The organism is Streptomyces sp. NPDC043876, assembly GCF_056435825.1.
The window spans coordinates 326,086-345,981 of sequence record NZ_JBWKDV010000005.1 but is presented as its reverse complement, the minus strand read 5'-3'; the positions used below and the strand labels follow the sequence as shown (position 1 = coordinate 345,981).

The window sequence follows — 19,896 nt, the reverse complement described above, 5'->3', positions numbered from 1 at the left end:
GGACGGACTCGGCCGGTCTCGCTTCGGGGCGCGAGGCTCAGGAAGGGGGGCCCTCAGAAGGCGCGCATTCGACACATACAACGAGCACCGGGCGTCATCGTCGCCTCGGTCGCAAGGGTGCGGCTGCTCGTCGTGGTCATGGCCCCAGTAAACCAGACGTATCCCTCCACCGATCAAAGGTGTCCGGATAGCGGACGGATATCGTCCGTCATCCGGATGCTTCCGGGCGGCGGCGCGGCGGCGCCTACCACCCGGAGCGACCCCGATGCCCGCCTGGTACCCGCCCGGTGACCTGCGCCGACGCCGTCGACGGCGCCGTGGCGAGCGCGCCGCGGTGCGGCGCCCGGACGGCCCGCGCTGTGGTCAAGACCACGGTCCCCGCCGCGGCCCGGGGGTCCGGGGCGGCCGGGCCGGGACGGGGCGCGCGCAGGGGGTCGCCGGACCCGTAATACCCTCGCAGCATGCTCGACGCCCTGACGGTCGCCATCGGCGCGGCCGCACTCGCCCTCGCCGCCTGGTGCGGATTCGCCGCCTGGCGGGACCAGCCGACCAAGGACTGGCATTTCGCCGGGATGGCCGTGGTCACGCTGCTGGTCCTGGCGCAGCTGGTGGTCGGGCTGGTCAAGCTCGGCGGGGGCGCGGAGCCGCACGACGGGACCGTGCTCTTCGTGGCGTACCTCGTCGGGGCCTTCGCGGCGGTTCCGGCCGCCGGGCTGCTCTCGCTGACCGAGCGCAGCAAGTGGGGCTCGGTGACGGTGGCCGCGGGCGCGGTCGTCCTCGCGGTGCTCGAAGTACGGCTCTACGACATCTGGGGTGGCACCGGTGCCTGACACGAACGCGAACGCCGGGACGGCCGCCGGGCGCACGAAGCTGGTCTCCGGGCCGGGCGTGCTGCTCGTCTGGCTGTACGGGGTGATCACCGTCGGCGCGGTCTCGCGCTCGGCCTACCAGATCTCCACCGAGTTCGACCGGGCCCCGCTGCCCTACGCGCTGAGCGCGGTGGCCGCGCTGGTGTACGCCTTCATCACGTACTCGCTGGTGCGCGGCGGGGAGACGGCCCGCAAGGCGGCGCGGCTGTGCTGCGCCGCCGAGCTGACCGGCGTGATCACCGTGGGGACCTGGACCGTGGTGCGGCCCGATTCCTTCCCCGACTCGACGGTGTGGTCGCAGTTCGGGATGGGCTACCTGTTCATCCCGGTGATCCTGCCGATCACCGGGATGCTCTGGCTGCGCGCGAAGCGCGGGCAGTGACGGGAGGGGCGGGGCCCGGGCCGGTCAGGCGCTGACCGCGTAGTCGGCGGTCTCCTTCTCCAGCATGACCAGCTCCACGCCGTCCGAGGCCGTGCGGCCGCCGACCGCGACGTAGCCCGCCTTGCGGTACATCCGCAGGTTGGACTCGCTCTTGCGGCCCGTGAAGAGCCGGAAGCGGGAGGTTTTGGAGCCGTCGGCCAGCGCCTCCTCCACACCGCGCAGCAGCCGGGCGCCGAGCCCGTGGCCCTGGAGGCGCGGGTGGACGCAGAGCTTGGCGATCTTGCCGGCGCCGTCCCCGTCGGTGCTGCCGCGCACCGCGCCGACCACCTCGTCACCGAGGCGGGCGACCAGCACGGTGTCGCTGGCCAGTTCGCCCTTGAGGGAGTCGAGGGACTGCGTGAGGGGCTGGATGAGGTAGTTGCCGTACAGCTCGGCCTCGCGCTGGAAGCACAGGTACTGGAGCTTGAAGATCTGCTCCGCGTCTTCGGCCGTCGCCGCCGAAATGGTCACGCTCATGCCCATGTGCGCATGCCTCCCGCTCACCTGGTAGCCCGTTGGTCTACCGCTCCTTTCCCCGCAGGCCAGGAGCCTCAACCTCTGCAGCCAGCATTCTGCGCAGACATCCCAGGCAACGGGAACGTACGGGCCCCAAACTTCCTTGTGAGATACCCAACTCTCCTGCGATTTCACGGTAGGTGAGGTCCCTGGGCGAAAGAAACGCATTCATGAGCTCCGGACAGCGTCCGGGCAGCCGGGCGACCGCCGACCGGACGGCGCGGTCCTGCTCCCGGTGGAGCAGCTCCCCTTCGGGTCCGTGTCCGGGCGCCTGCGCGGCGGATCCCGCGGGCCGGGCGTACGGGACTTCGCGCTGCGAGCGGCGGCGGCCGAGCCGCGCTTCGGCCCGCACGGCGCGGCGCAGCCAGCGGGCCGGTTCGGCGGGCGCGGGCCCGCGCGGGTCGCGCTCCAGCAGCCGCACCCACACGGCCTGTTCGAGATCGGCCGGATCCATCCCGGCGAGCGGTGCTTCGGCGGCGGCCTCCGCCGAGAGCAGGGGTCCGAGTTCCTTGAGCAGGTCCATGCCGGGCGGGACGCGAAGACCGCGCCCGGTGGTTTCCCCACCGGGCGCGGCACACTCGTACGAGTCATTGCGCCACCGGGTTGACGGCCGGTCAGCGCGGGCGGCGTCCCGGGCGGAAGTCCTCGGCGGCGAGCAGCGCGGTGTCGGCGTTGTCCGAGAAGATCCCGTCGATCCCGAGGGCGAAGTAGGCGCGGAAGGCGCCGAAGGCGTCCCCGTAGGCGTTCGGGTCGGTGCCCTTGCGGAAGTCGGCGGGCAGGAAGACGTTCTCGTTGCGCGCGGTATAGGGGTGCAGGACCAGCCCGCGCGCGTGGGCGTCGCGCACCAGGGTGGTCGGCGTCCCGAGCTTGCCCGCCGCGTCGCGCGGCACGATCAGGTCCAGGGTCGGGCCGATGCCCTGCGCGTAGCCCGCGATCCACTTCAGGCCCTCGGGCGTGACCAGGTCGGCGACGGTGCGCGGGTCCTTGGCCAGTTCGAAGTCCCAGGGGCGGGTGTTCGCGGCGCCGAGGAGCACGACGCGGGGAGCCGAGACCAGCTTGGCGAGCCGCTGGATGCTGGAGGGCTCGAAGGACTGGAGGAAGACGGCCGAGTTCCGCCGGTCGCGACCGTAGCGGCGCAGCAGCTTCGCGAGCGGCTCCTCCAGGCCGAGGCCGAGGGCGCGGAAGTAGCTGGGGTGCTTGGTCTCTACCTAACGTGAACCAACACCTACTAGTATGAAAGTCCTTGTGACTTGGGGGTTTGGTGCGTACCGCAGTAAGAAGCCGCCTGAAGGCAATCGTGTACATCCGCGTGAGCATGAAGCGCGAGGAGATGTACAGCCCAGAACAGCAACTCTTCGCCTGCCAGCAGTACGCGAAGATGCACGACATTGACATTGTCGATGTTGTGGAAGACCTCGACCTCAGTGGCCGAAACTTCGCCAAACGCAAGGTCTCGGAGATCATCGAGCGCGTCAACAGCGGTGAGGCCCGCCTGGTCCTGGTCTGGAAGTGGAGCCGCTTCGGACGCAACATTCTCCAGAGCCACGTGCACCTGCACGCTCTGGAGCAGGCCGGCGGCCAGCTCCGTGCGGTGACCGAGGACTTCGACACCACGACTTCGGCTGGCAAGTTCTCCCGCGACCAGATGCTTCTGATCGCGGACTTCCAGTCGAACATGATCGGTGACGTATGGAGAGACACACACAACCGACGAAAGAGGGACGGCCGGAGCCACCACGGCCGACAGCAATTCGGTTACCAGCGGTGTCCCGACTGCAAGCGCAACCCGGAAAACACGCGCGCCTACCTTTCCTGCGACACATGCCACGGCATCCCGGTCGTCGACCCGGTGCGCGGCCCGGCACTCGCCGAGGTGTTCGAGCGCTTCGTCAGAGACGAACCTATGCGGTCCATCACCAAAGACATGGCGGCACGCGGGATCCGCTCTGTCAACGGCAAGGAGATGACGTCCACCAAGTGGTACCAGGTCATGGACACTGGCTACGCTGCCGGCCTAATCCGCTACCGCGTGAAGAGTCCCGGCGATCTGCCGGAGGTGAAGGGTCGTAGCAGTAAGCCGGAGACCTTCGACGCCTGGTACGAGGGTGATCACAAGGCTCTGATCGAGATGTCCGTGTGGGAGGCGTACAAGAAGAAGCGTTTGCTCTCCGCAGGCCCCCAAAACGTGCGCGAATCGCAGGCCAAGTATGCGTTCTCAACCATGGCGCGATGCATGCGCACCGACGTATCCGGGTCTACCTGCCGGGCAGTCATGACTGCCGGACAGATCAACAAAAAACAGCGTGGCTTCCGGTGCGACAGGGTTCACGCCAGCGGCGGATGTAAGGGCCTGTCCGTCCCGACGCTGAAGCTGACGAAGGTGGTGCTCCAGTGGTTGCTTGAGCACGCGTCAGGCGAGGGCGCTGGGAAGGCGGCGATGCTTCAGGCTGCCGCGGCGGAGCGGGCGTCCGCGAACGCCGACAAGATCCGCGGAGAGATCTCGAAGCTGGAGAAAAAGCGGGACACCCTGCTTGAGATGACTACAGACGGTCTGGTGTCGAGGGACGACTACGAGCGGAAGAACGGCGAGTTCGTCGAAAAGATCAAGCTGCTGGAGCAGCGGGCCGCTCGGCTCGAAGCCGAAGGCACCTTGCGCATCGTTCCGCCGCCTGAGCATTTCAGCGGCATCCTGGGCATCTGGCCGCGGATGGAGGAGCACGAGCGGCGCGCGGCCTTGAAGAAGGTGATACGCCGGATCGAGATCCACAAGACGGAGGGCGCAGCGCGGAACCTCGTCGTCATCATCCCGAGGTGGGCTCCGCCGGATGGTCCGGAGTGGGATCAGGCGGCTTCCGCTTCGAAGCGTTCGCGGTCGGAGCTGGTTGCCGCAAGTTGATCCTCGCGCCAGATGCGGTAGGCGGCGTGGCCGACTACCTCCCAGAATTCCTTCCAGCAGGCGGCTTCGTGGCTGGTCGGCGGGTCACTGGGAACGCTGTGCAGGTGAGTCATGTCAGCGGCTCTCTGGGTTGGGGCTGGGGAGCCACCGGCTGGGCAGGCCGGCCCGAGCTGAGGAGGGCACCCTCGGCTTGTTGCTCAACTTGTGGAACAACTTAAACAACAAGTGCGTCCAAGGTCAACTACCCGGGACGCAGCAAAGAGGCCCCCTCTGGTAGGAGGGGGCCTCTTGCGCGAGCCAAGGTGGAGCTGGTGCGCACAGAAGGCCCCGGCTGGCTGGCCGGGGCCTTGCATGGCTACTCAGGATGCGCTCAGCCCACTCGGCAGCCAGGGTGGAATGGAGGAAGGGGGTGCTCCATGGCCATCCACGTAAGCCTGCTGGCGACCAACATCGACGCCCAGATGATCGGGCACCGCAACATAGCCGCGCCTGACACACCAACTGAGAACCTTCAGGTCAGGGACGGGCCAGAGATCGCCGCTGAACTTGGGGGCCGCGTGCTTCTGAGATACGGCAGCCTCATCGACCTTTCTACCTTCCGGGCTGGAACCACCCGCGAGATCTTTACTACGCCGACGCCATACCCACCCGACCAGGTCATCATCAACCTGGAACTTCCGGGCGTGACTGTGGAGAGGCCCTTCGCTCTGATTCTGGACCCACACCAACTGACGGATGTCGCTGGCCCGAGATTTGTCTGGTGGGGGCTGGGCATCGAGTACATCCTTCTGAGAGGGTTCGAGCCCAAAGCCATCCTGTCAAAGTGGGAGGTCGTGCTGTCATGACGCGAGAGCAGGCATTTCAGTCCTGGCTCGACTACGTACGACCGCGCATGGAGCACGGAAAGGTGCCCGACCGGTCCGCCTACAAGGTGATCAACAACGGCGGCGATCGTCACGGTGCCCTTGAGTGGTCCTACTGCACTGAGCCTAGTGATGCCGATCCCCTAACGCGTTTGGTCGGCCTCGCCGTCCTCCCGGACGCTGTGGGCAGGGCGGCCAGGATCGAGTTTTGGTTCGGCGCGCGACTCGAAGACCGTTACGTACGCAGGCCTGCCTCGGCAATTATCGCCTGGCTCGATGACAACGAGTGGGAAGCCGTCGAAGAGCGTCTCACGGACGCCCAGACAATGGCGGACAGCCTGTCGGAGCCCGACCTGAATCAGCAAGTACCGGCCCTTCTCTGGTGATCAAATCACCACAGTGCCGTCGCCTTCACAGACGACGCAGGAATCCATCTCGGGCCAGCGCCCCTTGCAGTGTGGGCAGGGGCGCTCGGTCACATGACCCTCGGTGCTGCTGTTTTCCATGGCTGTCCAGTTACTCCAGTCGTTCATGCGGTGCCGTCCTCGATCACCTCGGCGTCAACGAATCCGGCCTCCAGGGCCGTACGCTCGACCGTCACCGGGTTAGGCAGGGCGCGGGCTTGCTCGCCCTCTTCGCGGCCGAAGAGCCGGCTGATGAGGCCGGTCTCAGCGGCGCCTTTTTGGGTGGCGGTGATCTTCACGGAGAAGCTGCTCTCTTCCATGTCGGACACGTTCTTGAGCATCTTGTTGAATCGGTCGATCTCGCCAGAAAGCACAGGAGAGGGGAATCCGCCCTCCAGTTCTTCGGCGAATCGCAGGCTAAACACCCGGCCCGCCTGCATTTCCAAGAGTGCGGCGGCTACGTCTGCGCGTTGGTCCTTGGTGCGGATCTCCAGCGGGAGGCTGAACGCGCAGGCTGCTCCGGGGTCTGCGGCGGGGCATTGGGCGGCGAGGTAGCAGCGGTCACAGGACCGGACACCCGGGTCAACGGTCTTGATCACGGGGCGGCCGGAGGTGCCGTCGTCGGCGGTGTCCTGGACTATTTGTAGGCCTGGGAGGGGCTGTCGCTCGCGCTGCCTGAGTGGTGCTGGAGTTACTCCTGCGTGCCGCGCCTTATCGGGGAGTTGACCAACTGCGTGGGGGGTTGGATCCGCGTTTGGCTCATTTGGCTGGTCAGCTGGGGCAGTTACTCCTCTGGGCTGGATGTGCTCGGCAAACTGGCGCCAGGACCAGATGGAGAGTCGCAGCACCTCTGTGGGGTCGTCGGCGAGGACTGCTTCAGCGTCGAATCCGGCGTCGGTGATGGCGTTCTTGTGGCGTGTGCGAGCGAGGTCCTTGTAGCGCTTGGGGTAACGGTGGAGCTCTCTGCCGGCCCAGACGATGGTGTCCCCGAACTGGGACGGTGAGATCCAGGAGGTGGATGCCGCGGCGTACCAGAAGCCGTGTTCCAGGGCCGCGGTCTTTGTCATGCCGAGGCCGAAGAGCTTGACGCCTGTGCTCTTGGTGATGCCCGGAAGGTGGTGAGCTACGTCCAGGCGGTCGATGCCGGCCTGCGTGATGCCGACGTTCGGCCAGATGTTGCACAGGTCTGCGAGGGCCTGTCGGCCTGTCTCGGGCCGCCACACTACGACGGCCTTGTCCTTGTATGTAGTCAGGCGTGTGCGCTGGTCAGTGATCCATTCATCGCCGAGCTGGTGTGCGTCGAACTCGACGACGTAGGAGAGGCGGGCGAGGTTGGGCTCGACCATCTCTGTGTAGTAGTGCTCGGCGATGTCTTTCAGCTCAGCGTCGGTGATGTCGCTTGTCGGCTTGGCGTTGACGGAGTGACAGCCGGAGTCGAGGAGGATCTCGGCCTGGTCCCCGAACTTCTCGCTGAGGTTGAAGGGCTTGGTGAACTTGGTGCGTCGGCGGAGCCCCCAGTAGGAGAGGGAGACGGTGCGGTAGCCCTCTGCTTCGAGCAGGCTGCGGTAGGCCGGTATCTCGGCGCCGGCCAGGTAGAGCTTCAAGGGTGTCTCCTACAGCGGTCCGGCGGTGCGCCGGGTGTCGCTGGCGTAGTGCTGGTCCTGGCTCTCTATTTCGGCGACGATGCCGTCCCAGGCGCGGGGCTCGCCTGTCCAGTCCGGTTTCCATTGGGGCCGGCTGTAGCGAGGGTGGGCGAAGAGGCAGACGGTGTAGCCGGCGGCGAGGAGCTGTTCGGCGCTGTGGGGGTCGGCGACTACGACCAGGTCGACAGTGAGGTCTGCGCGTGTGGAGCGGATGGTGTCGAGTAGTGCCGTGTCGCTGGTGGTGGGCTTGAGCAGCCGCAGGTGCTTGGTCAGCCCGTGGGAGCGCAGCCAGCTCTGGGCGACGAGTCGGTTGGCGTTGAATGTCCCGTGGTCATCTACCAGGTGGATCGCGTGGGTGGTGGCCAGGCCGTGGTAGAGAAGTTGGCCGGCGGGGATGATGGCGTCGCTTTCGGGGCGCTTCAGGACGCCGTCGACTGCGAGCAGAACGTTCATCGGTTCCGCCACAGTGCCGCGTTGCGCAGGGCTACCTGAGCGTCGCTGATGGGCTGGCCGTAGAGGTCGATCTCCACCTGGTTGTGGGTGGTGACTTCCACGTCCTTGATGGTGCGGAGCATCTCTGCTGTGCCGCTCTGCTTTGCGGCCTGCCAGCGGTAGTTGGCGTAGTCGCCGTAGCCGGAGCCTCCGGGGGTGAACGCCGCGCGGCGGCCGAGGTGGATGTCGTCGTAGAGGCTGGCGGCTTGGGCTATGACGGTGCGGAGTTGGGAGGCGGCGGTGATCCACTGGCCGGTTCCGCGGGGGAGGTTGGCAAGGTGCTCGCTGAGAGCGTTGTAGGTCGTGCTGAGGCGGTGGGCCTCGGCGTCATCCCGGGCGGAGGCGTCGCGGAACTCCTGCGGGTAGAGCTCGCGGGGATCGGCGGGTAGCTCGGGTGGGGTGACGGTCCACTCGTCCTTGGTGAGGGAGTAGGCCGCGTAGGGGTTGATGTTGCGGATGTCCCGGGAGTTGGGGTTGACGTAGTAGGTGACCTCGTAGTGTCGGTCCCCGATTTCGACGGAGGCGGTCCGGGGCCAGAGTTCGGCCTTGAGCTCTTCGTCGAAGAGGTCTGCGAGCTCTTGGTTGGTGAGGCCTGCGTAGTCGTGGTTGTACCAGGCGAACTGGGCGAAGTCGACGCCGATGAGTACGTCGAGGTCTCCGTTTCCGCGGTCGGCTGCCCACTGGTAGCTGATGCCTGAGCCTGCGAGCCATACTTCGGCCCAGGTGGTGGCGGCAGCGTATCGACTGTCCCAGAACTGGTAGAGAGTGTCGAGTATCCAGCGTCGGACCTCGGGAATTACGGTGGCGCCATTAAAGAGGTTCGGGTCAAGGTGGTCAGCTGGGCTAGAGAAATAGCCGGAGGCGCCGATGGCGGGCTCCATGACGTGCTGAGCGTTTTCCCCGAGACGACTGTAGAAAGTATTCGTCTCCATATGCCGAATCCTACCGGCGATATACGGGATGCAAAGGGGTCCAGATTTAACCCCAGAAACAGGCGAAGGCCCCTTGCCGAAGCATGGGGCCTTCCCTTGAGAGGAGAGAGTACGCGGTCGAGACCGAGCACCCACTCGGGCGTTACTTTACACCACCTCGTGGCCGCCTGTTTACAGCTTGAGGCTGTTGACGAGGGCCTGTGTGCGCTGCTGCTCGACCATGGCGGAGGTGATCTGTGCCATCTGCTGCCCGACCAGGCTTGCAGTCTTGATGGCGAGGGCGTCGTCGACAAGGACGTGGCCGGCGCGCTGGAAGTCGTCGAAGCCTGCTCGGCGGCGGAGGCGTACGGGTGTGGTGACGTCGGGCTCGGCGACGACCTGGCCGTCCGGGGTTATGACGACAAGGAAGGCAGTTTCGACAAGCTGTCCCTGGTCGGAGATGCCGGCGTCTTCGCCCATCTTGCGGAGCGTGTCGCGCTGCTCGCTGGTCAGCTCTTCCTCGGCGCCTGCGGACTGGGAGGCGAGGCTGGACAGGTCGATGGTGCTCATGGTGCTCCTGGTGATGGTGGATGTGGTGATCAAGTGCGGGGGCCGTGGCCGTCGTAGGGTCGGGCGAGGCCAGCCTTGACGAGGGCGACATCGAGGGGGCCAGCGCCTGTGGCGGTGATCGTTCCGAGGTAGCGCCCGTACTTCTCGCGTCTGTCGCGGAAGGTGGTGAGCGTGAAGTTCGGGCCGTGTGCCTGCACCCAATCGACGACGAACTTCTGAGCGGCCTTCCCGGCCTCGGTGTTCTTCTCCGGACAGTTGACACCCGAGAGCCTGATGCGTTGGCGGGTGATGGTCTCGAAGCCGAGGTCCACTTCCATGTCGAGTGTGTCGCCGTCTACGACTTTGAGTACCGCGGCCTTGTACTCGTACATCAAGCCGTCTTCTCGAACGAGGCCCGTCGTACGGCGTTGGCCACAGGGCAGAAGTGGCAGAGGTAGACGTCCTTGGCCGACTTGTACTTCGGGAGGCCGGCAGCCTTGCGCTCTGCCGCGGTGTCGGGGGTGAGTCGCTTCTTGTCAGAGCAGAAATCGGAGCAGGTGATGCTCCGGTTGTGCTGGGACCAGCAGGCCATGGCGTCTTCCTGGAAGGTGGCCTTGGCGTTGTAGAACGCGGGGTCAAGGCCGGTGTGTCCGGTGTTCTCCCGAATTCGTTTGATGATCTCCTCGCGGGTGCTGGGGCTGTCCCAGTGGCGCTTCTCGACCTTCATGAGCGGGTGCGCGACGTGCGCGCTGCCATCCGGATCGCGGTGGCGCTTGACGAGCGTGTCGAGGAGGAAGTCCTGGCGGGGATCGCCCTCGTAGTCAGGCAGTTCCTCCATGGAGCCGCAGGTCTTGCACAGCAGGAGGCGTATGTGGTCGGCCATGTGTTGTGTCCTTGCTCAGTACCATTGGTTGTTCTGCCAGAAAGCCCAGGCGTTGCACGGGGTGCCGTAACGCTGCTGTATGTAGGACAGGCCCCAACGGACCTGCGTGATTGGGTTGGTGCGCCAGTCCGCTCCTGCCGTCGCCATCTTTGAGGCCGGCAATGCCTGGGGGATGCCGTAGGCGCCAGAGGTCGGGTTGGTGGCGCGGTAATCCCAGTCGCTCTCGTGTGTGAAGAGCTTGTTGACGCAGGCGTACTGCGACGCGCTGAGGACGGACCGCGCGTAGTCCTTGGGCGACCCGGTGTCGGGGAGAGATCGGGGCGACTGCGTAGGTGCTTCGCTGCGCTGGGTGGAGCTGGGCGTTGCCTCAGGTTCGGCCGCAGGACTTTCCTCGACCTCTGGCGCCGACGCTGGCGGGGTTGGCAGCTCCGCAACTCCAGAGGCTTCGGCGCTAGGGCTTGGCGCCTGAGAGGTTGCCGGCGAGGTCGTGGCCGCGGCTGTCTTGGGGGGCGGCGTTTGCGCCGCGGCTGAGACGGATGTTCCCAAATTCTCGGTGGCGTCGTGGAATGCCAGCGAAACCGGTATGAGTACCAGAAGTAGCGCGGCAGAGATATACGGCAATGGCCTGCGAGTCACACGGGATTCCTCACTTGGGGGTATTCCCGTCCGACGTTCCTCGCAGGCCATTCAGACGCTCGGGAAATAGTAACATGCGGACCCCGCGGCATAAGAGCCGTGGGGTCCTTTGGTTTTATCCGTACGCAAGGGTGAAAAGGAGTGCCCAGCCCTTGGGGCCAATTGCAGGGTCGTAGGCGACGCCGGTGTCATTCAGCCGGTGCTTGGCGTTGAAGCCGGCGACGGCCCGCTGGGTCAGCGGACCGTAGTTGTCGGATTCCGCGACGCTCTTGTCCATCCAGCTTGTAGCCTTCAGCGCTCGCTGCAACGAGCGGGCGGAGGGATCTGCGCTGTTGGGTCGAAGGCCCCGCGGGAAGGGCGGCGGCGCGTAGGCCGGCTGCGTAGTCGGACTGGTTGGAGCGCCTGCGTAGGCGGGCCGGCCGAAGCCGAGGATGGTGGAGCGCGCTCGGCTTCGCTGGTAGACGCCGTCACCGTTGCTCTGTGAGCCGCTCTGGCCCGAGGAGGTGTTGCCTTCAATGGTGGGCACCGGCTGGCCTGGCGCAGCGGCGGCCCGAGCTACTCCTACGTGGTCGGCGACCGGACCTCCGTCCCAACTGAAGAAGATGATGTCGCCGGGCTGCACAGCTTCGTTGGGGCCGTGCCACTCGCCGCGGTTGCGGAAGAAGTTGACGTGCGAGGGGCAGTAGGCGTATTCGCCGATCACATCGGCGTTGCCCGAGGCGTAGGCGCAGTACGACACGAATTCATCGCACCACGCGGCATAGGCAAAACTGGAGTCCTCGGCCAGCTTGGCGTACCACTCGCCGAAGTCGGTGTGGTTGGAGCGGCCTTCCTTGTAGCCAACCCAGCGGTTGGCTTCTGCCAGCATTGCGGCAGCAGTGCTTGCCATGGTGTAGCTCTCCCGTAGCTGTGTGCTCCGGGTGGTGGTGCCTTATGAGTGCTCTGCGTGGTGGTTCTGCGGATGTGTGTGGGCGTTAGCGGCGGCCCTGGACGGTTGCGCCGCCGTGGAAGGCGGCCCAGTTCTGTTCCCAGTCGGAGTCGCCGTCTCGATGGCCGCCCCAGTTTGGAGCGTCCTTGCGCTCGCGGCCGTCGGTGAGGCCGTAGTCGAGGTCGCCGTTCAGGTGGCGCTGTTCAGGGAGTCCCATGCCTACATCGACCTCTTTCCGCCGAGCTTGAGCGCCTTGCCGCCGAGGCTGGAGCTGCGATCGTTGAACAGGGAGGCGAGCCGGTTTTCGGCTGAGGCGAAGGTGCCTGTCTCTCCCACCGTGAACTTGACGTTGTCCCCGTGGCCGGCCCTGCGGCGGTCGAACATGGACATGGGCTCTTTCTCAGCCATCACTGGCCTCCGTAACTTAGGCCGAGCACGTCTTCTATGGTCGGCTCGCGTTTGACAGCGCCTCGCGGCCGGACGACGGGTGTTGGGGGCGTCCAGCGGGCGGGGGTCTGTGCACCGAGGTAGGCGAGGACATCGCTCACCTGTCGTTCTCGAAGGCTGGACCACGGCTTGGTGTGGTCGTACACACCGTCCTGGTGCTGCATGCCTTCACCTCCATTGCGGTCGGAGCCGCCGGAGTGCTGCGGTGCGGTCCTGGTCCTGTGCCTCGCGGATTGCTCCGCTGCCGACCAGGTGCCGGCCGGGTAGGGAGTCGCCGGTCTGTGTCCACTTCTGTCCGCGCGCCTGGTACTCCAGCGCTGTCATGGGACCGAAGTCTGACGGCCACAGGTAATCGTCGGCGTTGGTCTTTTCGCCCCTGTGCACCCCGCGCGTGTAGCTCTTCTGTGCGCTGCGCATCGGCTGGCTGTTGAGCGCTGGGTCGCCGAGTCGCTCACTGCGTCGGGTGTTCAGCGTGCCGAGGTATCCGTCGGGGTATTCGGCAGAAGGCGTTCGGGCAGTGGCCATCATGCGCTTGGCATCGAGGATGCTTCGCGCTCCCACCATGTCGGTGCGCCCGCCACCGCCGTATGTGGGTGAGCCCGGCTGCGGTACACCCATGGGCGCGACATAGGAGATGTTGCTCATGAGTGTCCCTGTCGGTTAGTTGAAGACCGGGTTGGTCTCTTCGGCAGCCTGAGGGCTGGTGGTCGACTGTCCGCGGGACTCCCCGTGTCCGGAGGCGAAATGGCTCATCATGCCCTGGCCTGCGGCGCGCGCGATCCCGCTGCCGCCGCCCGCAACGGCTCCGCCCTCCGCTGCGGCAGTGCCACCAACGACTGCTCCGCCTTCGGCTGCGGCGGTACCGCCGGCTGCGACGGCGCCGCCCTCCGCGAGCGTGGCGACGAGGGGTGCGAGGAAGGCCATGTCACTTCCCGTCTACGGTGAACTTGGACGGGAGGACCTTGACGTTCCGGCCGGTGGCTGCCGCCTGTGCCGCGTTGGTGTACTCGCGGTAGACCTTTACGCCGCGTCCGCCCATCACGTCGCGGCTGAGGACGTTGGTGCGGTGGTTGGCTGTCGCCGCCTCGCTGGAGCCACCCTTGGCGTTGCCGCTCTTGCGGACGAGGGTGCCGGCCGTCGGCTGCCGAACGACGAAACTGGTGGCGGCCGAAGTTCCCATGGTGGGGAATTCGCCGCTCGAAAGGACATTCTCAGACACGTTTCTCCTCGCGAGACGCCGTATGGAGCAGTCCGGTCGGAGTGCGAGTGGGACACGGATACTTGAACTGCTTCACCAGCTTATGGGCGGATAGCCGTGTGTTGTTAGGCGGCTTCATCAAAAACGACGAAGGAGAGGCCGGACACTTCGCCTTCGGGTACCCGGGCGGTGAAGAATGCGGGTCGCATTGCAAGCCGGTGGCCGCGGGAGCCTGCGTAGCCCTGGGCGATCGGGATCGACTTCACGGCCTGGTTGATGGCGCCGGCGCCGATGGCTCGCAGGGTGACGTGCTTCTTGGCGTACACGGCGTGGGCGACGGCTGCGCCAAGGTCTGTCGCAGAGGTGCTGCTCTTGACGAAGAACACAGCGTCGTCGGTTTCCTTCTTGTCCACGTGTTTATCTCCTCGAATTGATCTCCTTGGCTAGCCTAGGCAGACGGTCGTTAATTGTGTTACACGCAGAAAGCCCCACCGCCGTGGTGGGGCTTTCTGTTCAGGGGCTGTGCGTGTCGGCGCTGTATCGTTTGAGGCCCTTCAGGGTCTCTAGCTCGCTTTTCGTGCCGGCCTTCTCAAACCAGGTGTGTGCGGCTCGTGCAAGGCTGTAGGCGTCGGCGAGGTTGTCGTCCTTGTAGTCGACGCCCCATTTCTTGTAGACACCCAGTAGCATCTCGCTCTTGGCCGCATTTCCCCTGCCTGTCGTGTACCGCTTGAGCTTGGTGGGGGCGATGACTATGGGCCAGCACTGCGGAAGCAGCAGATTGTCGTACAGCGCCAGCTTGATCGTGGCCGCGAGCTCACCGGCCAGCTCACGACCGTACTTCGATCCTGGCGCGTAGCCCTCCAGGGCGACGACGTCGATGTTCCCCAGGGTCCTGGTGAACTGGATGAGGTTCCGGGAGACGCCGTGCCGGATGGCGTTGAGGCGGTCGGTCTGGTTACGGAAGCGCTCCGCGGGATAGCTGTTCAGCTGGTCGCTGTGCTCGCCCGTAGCAGCGTTGTAGGCGACCATCGCCAGGCCCGAGTAGGACTGGTCGATGCCAAGGCAGATCGTCATGCGGGCTCCACCCCGAACAGGTCGTGTAGGAAGCTCCCCACTTCGGACTCCAAATCGGGGAGGGTGCCCTTGTTGTGCAGGACGTGCTGGAAGTCCTCGGCGATCAGGGACGTCTGGGACGGATGGTCGCTGAGGGGGGTGGCTCCCTCACGCTCGATCCACACGGTCATGGCGTCCCAGTACTCCGTGAGGGCGTCGAACTCGTTACCGTGTCGCACATCGGTTATGACGATGCGGTGGTGCTGTCGGCCTTCGGACATAGCCGCGGTCACCCATGCCTCTGGGTCGACGTGGTAGCGAATCCCCTCGCCCAGTTCTTCCATGAGACGACGTACCTCGGGATTCTGGCGCTTGGCGACATCCCATCCCGCGTCTCCGACGATGTACGCGAGGTTGACTGCTCCCTCCGCCGTGGGAATGAGGGGGTTCATGTCGAGCAGGACCTTGCGCAGGGCATCGGCGAACCCAATGCGGTGGTAGCCGTACTTCTCGACGAGGATCTTGCCGACGCTGTCCTTGCCGGCGCCGCAGTATCCGCCGAGGGCGATGATGTCAGGCAGTTCAGCAGTCATGCGGCGATGTCTCCGGGAGTGTTCGGGGAGGGGACCTGGGTGGACGGGAACGTCGTGTGGGCCCAGCACTTCGGGCAGACGGCGAGGGCCTGATAGGCGGCAGGGGTGGAGATGATGAACTGGCTGTCGGGCTTGAGGGTGAGGGCGACGGGGACCCAGCGGTGGTGGGTGAGGTCCACGCAGGTTTGCGGGAGGCGGACGACCGTGGCGGCCAGTTGGCCGGCCTCCTGCGGTATCTGGTCTTCCTCGACCAGCTCGTACTCGCCGTCGTAGAGCCTGGAGATGCCGATCCGGGTGGAAGATCCGCGGCGGTCCACGGCCGAGGCGGGGCCGTAGGTGTCGAGGCGGTCCTGAACGCTGTGCATGTTGGCAACGACGGTGCCGAAGACGAAGTTGGCCTTGATCTCGTCGATTCGAATGAGGCGACCGGTGCGGCGCTTGTCCTGATCAGCCCAGATCTGGCCGGGCTCCACGCGGTGGGTCATGGGCGAGTCCTTGTTGCAGGCGCTTGACTTCGTCAAGCAGGGCGCGGATGTCGGTGGGTGCGTGGGATAGGGCGTGCGCGGTGAGCCAGTAGCTTCCGTGGACGATGGCGATGCGTCGGCCGTCGTCGGTGACGAGGTGGGCCATACCGCCCTCGTCGAGCTGCCATTCATAGGGGCCCGGTAGAGCCTTGGCCCACCGCTCTTCAATCGCCCCGGTGTCAAGCATTACTTGCAGGCGGGGTCCAGGATCGTTGAGACGCTGCCGTACGCCCCGTCCTGGTGGTAGATCGTGGTGACGCGGACGCCCAGGCCGGCGAGGCACTTGGTGGCGCCGTTTCCGAAGCCGTCCGGCATGGTGAAGACGACAGCCGGTCCGTTGTCGGTGCCTCCGCGGGGTGCGTCGCGCCAGGGCTCGGCGTACTTCTCGCTGATTCCGCACGCGGTGAGGCAGGCAAGGAGCAGGGTGGTGATTCCGGCGGCTACGTACTGGCGGCGGCTGGTCTCAGTCATGGGTGTACTCCTCGACATCGATCCGCTCCTTGGTCACAACGATCTGAGCGTGGTCACCGAACAGGTCCAGCAGGACGTGGTCGCACTTGCCGGACTGGATGGCGCCGTCCAGGGCGCTGCCGGCGTCGTACAGCGCCTCGTCGGGTCCCTCGTAGTCGCCGTAGACGATGCGGCGGTCAGGCCACTCACCCGCCCAGTCGCAGGGGCGGCCACCGAGGGTGGGGTGCTTCTGGTAGCCCAGGTTGAACGTTTCCTCCACCATGTACGGATCGTTCTCCAGGAGCTCCTCGTACTGCTCGATGTCGCTGGTGGTGATCACGTACAGCTGACCGGCGCTGAACTCACACACGTCGCCGTCATTGAAGTAGGGGGTGTACTGCCGCCAGCCGAAGAGGTGCACATCAGGGTGGTGCAGGAGGGGTTTGATGAGGGCTGCGAACTCCTCCCTGGTCAGCTGTGGCGTTCGGGACGAGCCTTCCTTGCTCTCGCCGATGATCGGGATACCCAGGAAGGTCTGCCGATCAGTCTTGGTGAGGATGTCGGTCACTGGGCTGCTCCGAGAATGTGAGAGACGGGAAGGGTCTTGCGCTTGGCCCCGGACATCCATGGCGCGATGGGCATGCCGTCGATGTAGTCCTTGGGGCTGGGGAGCCAGCCGAGGTCCTCGATGATGTGGCGCTCGGCGATGAGACGGGTGGGGATGTGCTTGCGGCCGACGGTGAGGGTCTTGCCGAAGATTCGCTCGCAGAGGTAGACGCCGAGCGTGTGGTGGTAGAGGGAGCGGTGGCGGACGTCGCCCACGACCTGCTTGCTGGAGTCGATGAACTCCGAGATGGGGAGGTAGTCCTCTGGTGTGCCGCCCCATTTCCGGGACGCGGACTGGGCGTGGTACCAGCTGTTCACGTGGGGAACTTTCGGCCGGTCTTGGGGTCCTTGGGGACGACGATCCAGATCAGGCAGGCCAGTGGCCACAGGGCGCCGATGATGATCGTGAAGAGCCCGCTGAGGACCAGGTCCTCGGTTTCGACGCGGTTCGCGGTGCCCCACATGGCTTGCTTGACGCCGGGGGCGACGGTCTTGGCGACTGCGAGGGCGATGAGGAGGTAGGCGAGGGGCAGGCAGAGGCTGACGTAGTAGTCGATCACGCGGCCATGCCCTTGGGGAGGTCGTCGTTTTCGAGCAGCGCCTTGTAGGACTGTCGGGCCTCGATGCTGTGGATGACGATGCCTTCGGCGGACGCCCCGGATTCCGCTACGGAGCCCAGGACGCGCAGCAGCCTCATGCAGTCGCGGATGGTCTCGTTGAGGACGTGGCCTCGGGTACGCGCCAGCTCGGGGACGACGGTCAGCTCGGCCGGCGCCTCGGCGGGCAGGTTTCCGTGAGGTCTGGCGAAGCGGGTGGTGTTGAAGAGGGCGAACTTGCGCCCGTCCATGCCATAGCCGCGCTGGATGCCGCGGCCGTACCACTCTCCGTAGTGCGTGCCTTCGCCCAGGTTGGCAAGGCTGTTGGCGTTGGAGGCGACCCAGGCCGCGAAGCCGAAGTTGTCGGTGTTGGGGGCGATCCAGCGCCTGCGGCTGCCGGCGCGCAGTACGTAGAGACCGTCCTCCTTGGCGACGACGTTGAAGCCGGGCTGGGTGAGGAATCGCTGGGGGTCCTCGTCGGCCAGGAGCTTCTTGATGGCTATCTGAGCATTGGTGCCGTCCAGCTTTTCGGTGATCACGTACTCGCGGTTGAACCGCGGTGTCTTGGGCCAGGGCTTGAAGTCGGTGACGTTGCTCATGTGATGCTCCAGGTCAGGGGCAGTCGAATGCGAAGGCGTAGTCGTCGTCCCAGTCGGGTGCGGCGCAGATCTCGCAGATGGTCTGTCCGTCGAGTTGCCCGGCGTACTCGTCTGCCTCGATCAGTCGGCCGCACGTGCAGTGAGTGTCGTGTGGAGCTGGGGAGAGCGTCATGCGCCGACGTCGAACCGGTCGAGGATCTCCCGCCACATGAGTTCCATCTGGTCGAGCTTCCCCTCATAGAGGCGGAACTCGGCGTCCTTCTCTGCGAAGGCCTTTTCCGCCTTCTGTGCGCGTGCGGTCAGAGCTGAGACTTCTTCCGCGTGGGCCAGCTTGAGAGCTTCGGCTTCCTCCCGCGCTTCCTTGAGCTGGCTGCTTTCCTCCTGGAGTCGCCGGATTCGGGCGGTGTCGTCCTCGACTCCGTAGTGGGCGTTGAGTCGGCCCCGCAGGGCCTTGGCCTCTTCGGGCGTCAGCTCGAAGGTGGGATTACCGAAAGCCGCGGCGGTGTAGGCGACACGACCGGAGGAGATGTGGCCCTGCTTGATCGCCGCACCGTCTTCGCCGGTCTTGACGAAGTACACGCGCAGCAGCTGTGTGTCCTGCGAGTACACGATGCGCGCGGTGACCGGGAGGAGGTCCGTAACGGAGCTGAAGAACAAGGTCAGACCTTTCGGTAGTCAGTAGTCCACTCGCCCTGGTCGTTGACCGTGTAGTCACCGAAGAGGGCTGGGCATTCGTTGCGCATGAGGACGCCGATCTGGTCGGCGACGAGCCGGACTTCTTCTTCGGCGCCTTCGGCGGTACGGGTCTCGATGACGTGCCGCAGCGTGCGAGCGTTGGCGGTCCAGGTGAGGACCGTGGCCAGACCTTCGGGTGCAAAGCGCCGCATGAAGCTGGTCTTGGCCTTCTTGTCGTGGAAGGGCAGGCCGGCCTGGTCCAGGTCGAAGTGCTCGGACATCCAGTGCTGGAACGTCTCCATCGCCGTGAGCATCTCGATGGCCTTGTCCATCAGCTTTGTGTCTTCCTGCGCCCAGCTCGGGATCCACATGGGAATGTCGCCGAGGCGCACGTAGCGCAGGGACTCCTGGGAGATGGCCACGCCTTGGCGGTGGCGTATCCACTCGTGGGTGAAGACGCGGCTGACGTTCTGGAGAACGAAGGTGAAGCTGATGTGCTCCAGGACCGAGCCGTGGCCGCTGGCAAGGAGGTTTTCGAGGTACTTCGTTGAGTCGGTGCGGACTCGCGTCACGTTGGGGTTCAGGCCGGGCTTCCAGGAGCGGTAGCACATGCGGCCGGCGAACTCGACAAGGTGCTGAGCGTCATTGACGCCGTCGAGGTTGGTGGACCAGTCCAGGCCGCCGACATCTGATAGGTAGCTGTCCATCTGTTGGTAGGAGAGCCAAGGCCGTGTGATGACGCGGACTTGCGGCTGCACGAGGGTGGTCACAGATTGAGGCTCCGGGTCAGGTGGCGAGGGGGCGGAACTGGTTGGTGAAGGCCGAGAGTCGGATCTGCACGTACCGGCGGCTGCACTTGCGGAGGTTGTAGGAGAGGCAGTTGGCGTAGCCGCCGCGGTTGGGGCTGACGGCCTGGATGTAAACGACCCGCTCGCCCTTGGACTTCTTGTCGAGCCAGAGCTGGCCTTCCTCAACTCGCTGCATGCTTGGCCTTTCTGGTGGGTCGCTGCGCGAGCGCGCGGATGGTCAGTTGTGCGATGACGGAGCAGCCGACATAGCTGGTGATAAGGGCGGGGTGCCAGTGGTCGAGGCCGCTGTGGCTTCGAGCGACGCTGATGCCGGCTGAGACTGCGGTGAAGGCGGC

General features: G+C 65.6%; 35 protein-coding genes and 1 pseudogene. 5 read left to right on the top strand and 31 right to left on the bottom strand.

Going from position 1 to position 19,896, the window contains the following annotated elements:
* Nucleotides 1-461 precede the first annotated feature (461 nt).
* Nucleotides 462-830 carry a hypothetical protein gene (locus AC0693_RS18800; RefSeq protein ID WP_356412010.1) on the top strand — a complete coding sequence of 123 codons (369 nt, stop codon included), beginning with the start codon at nucleotides 462-464 and terminating at the stop codon, nucleotides 828-830.
* Nucleotides 823-1,251, top strand: a complete 429-nt coding sequence (locus AC0693_RS18795) for a hypothetical protein (protein ID WP_469332296.1) — start codon at nucleotides 823-825, stop codon at nucleotides 1,249-1,251. The genes AC0693_RS18800 and AC0693_RS18795 overlap by 8 nt, the downstream gene beginning before the upstream one ends.
* A 24-nt stretch (nucleotides 1,252-1,275) precedes the next feature.
* Here the strand turns inward: AC0693_RS18795 and AC0693_RS18790 are convergent, their stop codons facing one another.
* From AC0693_RS18790 to AC0693_RS18780, 3 genes and pseudogenes are all read right to left on the bottom strand, one after another.
* Nucleotides 1,276-1,773: a GNAT family N-acetyltransferase gene (locus tag AC0693_RS18790; protein WP_356412004.1), complete on the bottom strand. Its 498-nt coding sequence runs from the start codon at nucleotides 1,771-1,773 to the stop codon at nucleotides 1,276-1,278.
* Nucleotides 1,774-1,810: 37 nt separating this feature from the next.
* On the bottom strand, nucleotides 1,811-2,329 hold the full coding sequence (locus tag AC0693_RS18785) for an RNA polymerase sigma factor (RefSeq protein ID WP_469320334.1): 519 nt from the start codon (nucleotides 2,327-2,329) through the stop codon (nucleotides 1,811-1,813).
* Nucleotides 2,330-2,420: 91 nt separating this feature from the next.
* Nucleotides 2,421-3,014: pseudogene (locus tag AC0693_RS18780) on the bottom strand (glycerophosphodiester phosphodiesterase family protein); the annotation flags it as partial.
* Nucleotides 3,015-3,067: 53 nt separating this feature from the next.
* Between AC0693_RS18780 and AC0693_RS18775 the strand changes: the two are divergent.
* From AC0693_RS18775 to AC0693_RS18765, 3 genes are all read left to right on the top strand, one after another.
* A complete protein-coding gene (locus AC0693_RS18775; protein ID WP_478741378.1) occupies nucleotides 3,068-4,702 on the top strand; it encodes a recombinase family protein in 1,635 nt (544 codons plus the stop codon).
* A gap of 416 nt (nucleotides 4,703-5,118) precedes the next feature.
* On the top strand, nucleotides 5,119-5,547 hold the full coding sequence (locus AC0693_RS18770) for a hypothetical protein (RefSeq protein ID WP_478741376.1): 429 nt from the start codon (nucleotides 5,119-5,121) through the stop codon (nucleotides 5,545-5,547).
* Entirely contained in the window at nucleotides 5,544-5,951 is a 408-nt protein-coding gene (locus AC0693_RS18765; protein ID WP_478741375.1) for a hypothetical protein, read from the top strand. The genes AC0693_RS18770 and AC0693_RS18765 overlap by 4 nt, the downstream gene beginning before the upstream one ends.
* Here AC0693_RS18765 and AC0693_RS18760 read toward each other — a convergent pair whose 3' ends face one another.
* The 28 genes from AC0693_RS18760 to AC0693_RS18625 all read right to left on the bottom strand — a co-directional run bounded on the left by AC0693_RS18760 (nucleotide 5,952) and on the right by AC0693_RS18625 (nucleotide 19,736).
* Nucleotides 5,952-6,098, bottom strand: a complete 147-nt coding sequence (locus tag AC0693_RS18760; RefSeq protein ID WP_478741373.1) for a hypothetical protein — start codon at nucleotides 6,096-6,098, stop codon at nucleotides 5,952-5,954.
* The gene (locus tag AC0693_RS18755; protein ID WP_478741371.1) at nucleotides 6,095-7,573 is read right to left on the bottom strand and encodes a hypothetical protein; all 1,479 of its coding nucleotides are present in this window, start codon (nucleotides 7,571-7,573) and stop codon (nucleotides 6,095-6,097) included. The genes AC0693_RS18760 and AC0693_RS18755 overlap by 4 nt, the downstream gene beginning before the upstream one ends.
* A 9-nt stretch (nucleotides 7,574-7,582) precedes the next feature.
* Nucleotides 7,583-8,065 carry a hypothetical protein gene (locus AC0693_RS18750; protein ID WP_478741370.1) on the bottom strand — a complete coding sequence of 161 codons (483 nt, stop codon included), beginning with the start codon at nucleotides 8,063-8,065 and terminating at the stop codon, nucleotides 7,583-7,585.
* The gene (locus tag AC0693_RS18745) at nucleotides 8,062-9,036 is read right to left on the bottom strand and encodes a hypothetical protein (protein WP_478741368.1); all 975 of its coding nucleotides are present in this window, start codon (nucleotides 9,034-9,036) and stop codon (nucleotides 8,062-8,064) included. Before AC0693_RS18745 ends, AC0693_RS18750 begins: the two co-directional genes overlap by 4 nt.
* A 171-nt stretch (nucleotides 9,037-9,207) precedes the next feature.
* Complete coding sequence (locus AC0693_RS18740) at nucleotides 9,208-9,585, bottom strand: hypothetical protein (protein ID WP_478802340.1); 378 nt, start codon at nucleotides 9,583-9,585, stop codon at nucleotides 9,208-9,210.
* A 29-nt stretch (nucleotides 9,586-9,614) separates the two neighbouring features.
* Nucleotides 9,615-9,956 (bottom strand): thermonuclease family protein, encoded by a 342-nt coding sequence (locus AC0693_RS18735; protein WP_478741365.1) that lies wholly within the window; start codon nucleotides 9,954-9,956, stop codon nucleotides 9,615-9,617.
* Complete coding sequence (locus tag AC0693_RS18730) at nucleotides 9,956-10,447, bottom strand: hypothetical protein (RefSeq protein ID WP_478741363.1); 492 nt, start codon at nucleotides 10,445-10,447, stop codon at nucleotides 9,956-9,958. Before AC0693_RS18730 ends, AC0693_RS18735 begins: the two co-directional genes overlap by 1 nt.
* A gap of 15 nt (nucleotides 10,448-10,462) precedes the next feature.
* A complete protein-coding gene (locus AC0693_RS18725; RefSeq protein ID WP_478802339.1) occupies nucleotides 10,463-11,134 on the bottom strand; it encodes an aggregation-promoting factor C-terminal-like domain-containing protein in 672 nt (223 codons plus the stop codon).
* A gap of 64 nt (nucleotides 11,135-11,198) precedes the next feature.
* Entirely contained in the window at nucleotides 11,199-11,972 is a 774-nt protein-coding gene (locus tag AC0693_RS18720; RefSeq protein WP_478741361.1) for a C40 family peptidase, read from the bottom strand.
* A gap of 85 nt (nucleotides 11,973-12,057) precedes the next feature.
* Nucleotides 12,058-12,228 carry a hypothetical protein gene (locus AC0693_RS18715; RefSeq protein WP_478741360.1) on the bottom strand — a complete coding sequence of 57 codons (171 nt, stop codon included), beginning with the start codon at nucleotides 12,226-12,228 and terminating at the stop codon, nucleotides 12,058-12,060.
* Between the two features lie 2 nt (nucleotides 12,229-12,230).
* Nucleotides 12,231-12,419 (bottom strand): hypothetical protein, encoded by a 189-nt coding sequence (locus AC0693_RS18710; protein WP_478741358.1) that lies wholly within the window; start codon nucleotides 12,417-12,419, stop codon nucleotides 12,231-12,233.
* Nucleotides 12,420-12,626: 207 nt separating this feature from the next.
* Complete coding sequence (locus tag AC0693_RS18705) at nucleotides 12,627-13,103, bottom strand: hypothetical protein (protein WP_478741356.1); 477 nt, start codon at nucleotides 13,101-13,103, stop codon at nucleotides 12,627-12,629.
* Nucleotides 13,104-13,118: 15 nt separating this feature from the next.
* Nucleotides 13,119-13,382, bottom strand: a complete 264-nt coding sequence (locus AC0693_RS18700) for a hypothetical protein (RefSeq protein WP_478741355.1) — start codon at nucleotides 13,380-13,382, stop codon at nucleotides 13,119-13,121.
* Between the two features lies 1 nt (nucleotide 13,383).
* Nucleotides 13,384-13,677: a hypothetical protein gene (locus tag AC0693_RS18695; protein WP_478741354.1), complete on the bottom strand. Its 294-nt coding sequence runs from the start codon at nucleotides 13,675-13,677 to the stop codon at nucleotides 13,384-13,386.
* Between the two features lie 104 nt (nucleotides 13,678-13,781).
* On the bottom strand, nucleotides 13,782-14,069 hold the full coding sequence (locus AC0693_RS18690; RefSeq protein WP_478741353.1) for a stage V sporulation protein S: 288 nt from the start codon (nucleotides 14,067-14,069) through the stop codon (nucleotides 13,782-13,784).
* 100 nt (nucleotides 14,070-14,169) lie between these two features.
* Nucleotides 14,170-14,730 (bottom strand): hypothetical protein, encoded by a 561-nt coding sequence (locus AC0693_RS18685; RefSeq protein ID WP_478741352.1) that lies wholly within the window; start codon nucleotides 14,728-14,730, stop codon nucleotides 14,170-14,172.
* Entirely contained in the window at nucleotides 14,727-15,302 is a 576-nt protein-coding gene (locus tag AC0693_RS18680; RefSeq protein ID WP_478741351.1) for a deoxynucleotide monophosphate kinase family protein, read from the bottom strand. The genes AC0693_RS18685 and AC0693_RS18680 overlap by 4 nt, the downstream gene beginning before the upstream one ends.
* Nucleotides 15,299-15,787, bottom strand: coding sequence for a hypothetical protein (locus AC0693_RS18675; protein ID WP_478741350.1), 489 nt, complete (start codon nucleotides 15,785-15,787; stop codon nucleotides 15,299-15,301). The genes AC0693_RS18680 and AC0693_RS18675 overlap by 4 nt, the downstream gene beginning before the upstream one ends.
* Complete coding sequence (locus tag AC0693_RS18670; protein ID WP_478741349.1) at nucleotides 15,750-16,013, bottom strand: hypothetical protein; 264 nt, start codon at nucleotides 16,011-16,013, stop codon at nucleotides 15,750-15,752. Before AC0693_RS18670 ends, AC0693_RS18675 begins: the two co-directional genes overlap by 38 nt.
* Nucleotides 16,013-16,297, bottom strand: coding sequence for a hypothetical protein (locus AC0693_RS18665; protein WP_478741348.1), 285 nt, complete (start codon nucleotides 16,295-16,297; stop codon nucleotides 16,013-16,015). The genes AC0693_RS18670 and AC0693_RS18665 overlap by 1 nt, the downstream gene beginning before the upstream one ends.
* Nucleotides 16,290-16,844 carry a hypothetical protein gene (locus AC0693_RS18660; protein WP_478741347.1) on the bottom strand — a complete coding sequence of 185 codons (555 nt, stop codon included), beginning with the start codon at nucleotides 16,842-16,844 and terminating at the stop codon, nucleotides 16,290-16,292. The genes AC0693_RS18665 and AC0693_RS18660 overlap by 8 nt, the downstream gene beginning before the upstream one ends.
* Nucleotides 16,841-17,200, bottom strand: coding sequence for a DUF6915 family protein (locus tag AC0693_RS18655; RefSeq protein ID WP_478741346.1), 360 nt, complete (start codon nucleotides 17,198-17,200; stop codon nucleotides 16,841-16,843). The genes AC0693_RS18660 and AC0693_RS18655 overlap by 4 nt, the downstream gene beginning before the upstream one ends.
* The gene (locus AC0693_RS18650) at nucleotides 17,197-17,442 is read right to left on the bottom strand and encodes a hypothetical protein (RefSeq protein WP_478741345.1); all 246 of its coding nucleotides are present in this window, start codon (nucleotides 17,440-17,442) and stop codon (nucleotides 17,197-17,199) included. Before AC0693_RS18650 ends, AC0693_RS18655 begins: the two co-directional genes overlap by 4 nt.
* Nucleotides 17,439-18,077 (bottom strand): RNA ligase family protein, encoded by a 639-nt coding sequence (locus AC0693_RS18645; protein ID WP_478741344.1) that lies wholly within the window; start codon nucleotides 18,075-18,077, stop codon nucleotides 17,439-17,441. Before AC0693_RS18645 ends, AC0693_RS18650 begins: the two co-directional genes overlap by 4 nt.
* A 13-nt stretch (nucleotides 18,078-18,090) precedes the next feature.
* Entirely contained in the window at nucleotides 18,091-18,249 is a 159-nt protein-coding gene (locus AC0693_RS18640) for a hypothetical protein (protein ID WP_478741343.1), read from the bottom strand.
* Nucleotides 18,246-18,734, bottom strand: a complete 489-nt coding sequence (locus AC0693_RS18635) for a hypothetical protein (protein ID WP_478741342.1) — start codon at nucleotides 18,732-18,734, stop codon at nucleotides 18,246-18,248. The genes AC0693_RS18640 and AC0693_RS18635 overlap by 4 nt, the downstream gene beginning before the upstream one ends.
* 2 nt (nucleotides 18,735-18,736) lie before the next feature.
* Nucleotides 18,737-19,522, bottom strand: a complete 786-nt coding sequence (gene thyX, locus AC0693_RS18630) for an FAD-dependent thymidylate synthase (protein WP_478802338.1) — start codon at nucleotides 19,520-19,522, stop codon at nucleotides 18,737-18,739.
* 16 nt (nucleotides 19,523-19,538) lie between these two features.
* Nucleotides 19,539-19,736, bottom strand: a complete 198-nt coding sequence (locus AC0693_RS18625) for a hypothetical protein (RefSeq protein WP_478741339.1) — start codon at nucleotides 19,734-19,736, stop codon at nucleotides 19,539-19,541.
* Nucleotides 19,737-19,896 lie beyond the last annotated feature (160 nt).

Bases quoted from the DNA above. Each gene is read 5' to 3' on its own strand.
- AC0693_RS18705 (WP_478741356.1), bottom strand. From the start codon at position 13,103: ATGAGCAACATCTCCTATGTCGCGCCCATGGGTGTACCGCAGCCGGGC.
- AC0693_RS18680 (WP_478741351.1), bottom strand. From the start codon at position 15,302: ATGACTGCTGAACTGCCTGACATCATCGCCCTCGGCGGATACTGCGGC.
- AC0693_RS18740 (WP_478802340.1), bottom strand. From the start codon at position 9,585: ATGAGCACCATCGACCTGTCCAGCCTCGCCTCCCAGTCCGCAGGCGCC.
- AC0693_RS18685 (WP_478741352.1), bottom strand. From the start codon at position 14,730: ATGACGATCTGCCTTGGCATCGACCAGTCCTACTCGGGCCTGGCGATG.
- AC0693_RS18665 (WP_478741348.1), bottom strand. From the start codon at position 16,297: ATGACTGAGACCAGCCGCCGCCAGTACGTAGCCGCCGGAATCACCACC.
- AC0693_RS18725 (WP_478802339.1), bottom strand. From the start codon at position 11,134: ATGGCCTGCGAGGAACGTCGGACGGGAATACCCCCAAGTGAGGAATCC.
- AC0693_RS18700 (WP_478741355.1), bottom strand. From the start codon at position 13,382: ATGGCCTTCCTCGCACCCCTCGTCGCCACGCTCGCGGAGGGCGGCGCC.
- AC0693_RS18710 (WP_478741358.1), bottom strand. From the start codon at position 12,419: ATGGCTGAGAAAGAGCCCATGTCCATGTTCGACCGCCGCAGGGCCGGC.
- AC0693_RS18760 (WP_478741373.1), bottom strand. From the start codon at position 6,098: ATGAACGACTGGAGTAACTGGACAGCCATGGAAAACAGCAGCACCGAG.
- AC0693_RS18640 (WP_478741343.1), bottom strand. From the start codon at position 18,249: ATGACGCTCTCCCCAGCTCCACACGACACTCACTGCACGTGCGGCCGA.
- AC0693_RS18730 (WP_478741363.1), bottom strand. From the start codon at position 10,447: ATGGCCGACCACATACGCCTCCTGCTGTGCAAGACCTGCGGCTCCATG.
- AC0693_RS18645 (WP_478741344.1), bottom strand. From the start codon at position 18,077: ATGAGCAACGTCACCGACTTCAAGCCCTGGCCCAAGACACCGCGGTTC.
- AC0693_RS18675 (WP_478741350.1), bottom strand. From the start codon at position 15,787: ATGACCCACCGCGTGGAGCCCGGCCAGATCTGGGCTGATCAGGACAAG.
- AC0693_RS18765 (WP_478741375.1), top strand. From the start codon at position 5,544: ATGACGCGAGAGCAGGCATTTCAGTCCTGGCTCGACTACGTACGACCG.
- AC0693_RS18750 (WP_478741370.1), bottom strand. From the start codon at position 8,065: ATGAACGTTCTGCTCGCAGTCGACGGCGTCCTGAAGCGCCCCGAAAGC.
- AC0693_RS18785 (WP_469320334.1), bottom strand. From the start codon at position 2,329: ATGGACCTGCTCAAGGAACTCGGACCCCTGCTCTCGGCGGAGGCCGCC.
- AC0693_RS18625 (WP_478741339.1), bottom strand. From the start codon at position 19,736: ATGCAGCGAGTTGAGGAAGGCCAGCTCTGGCTCGACAAGAAGTCCAAG.
- AC0693_RS18670 (WP_478741349.1), bottom strand. From the start codon at position 16,013: ATGCTTGACACCGGGGCGATTGAAGAGCGGTGGGCCAAGGCTCTACCG.
- AC0693_RS18800 (WP_356412010.1), top strand. From the start codon at position 462: ATGCTCGACGCCCTGACGGTCGCCATCGGCGCGGCCGCACTCGCCCTC.
- AC0693_RS18745 (WP_478741368.1), bottom strand. From the start codon at position 9,036: ATGGAGACGAATACTTTCTACAGTCGTCTCGGGGAAAACGCTCAGCAC.
- AC0693_RS18770 (WP_478741376.1), top strand. From the start codon at position 5,119: ATGGCCATCCACGTAAGCCTGCTGGCGACCAACATCGACGCCCAGATG.
- AC0693_RS18720 (WP_478741361.1), bottom strand. From the start codon at position 11,972: ATGGCAAGCACTGCTGCCGCAATGCTGGCAGAAGCCAACCGCTGGGTT.
- AC0693_RS18715 (WP_478741360.1), bottom strand. From the start codon at position 12,228: ATGGGACTCCCTGAACAGCGCCACCTGAACGGCGACCTCGACTACGGC.
- AC0693_RS18790 (WP_356412004.1), bottom strand. From the start codon at position 1,773: ATGGGCATGAGCGTGACCATTTCGGCGGCGACGGCCGAAGACGCGGAG.
- AC0693_RS18735 (WP_478741365.1), bottom strand. From the start codon at position 9,956: ATGTACGAGTACAAGGCCGCGGTACTCAAAGTCGTAGACGGCGACACA.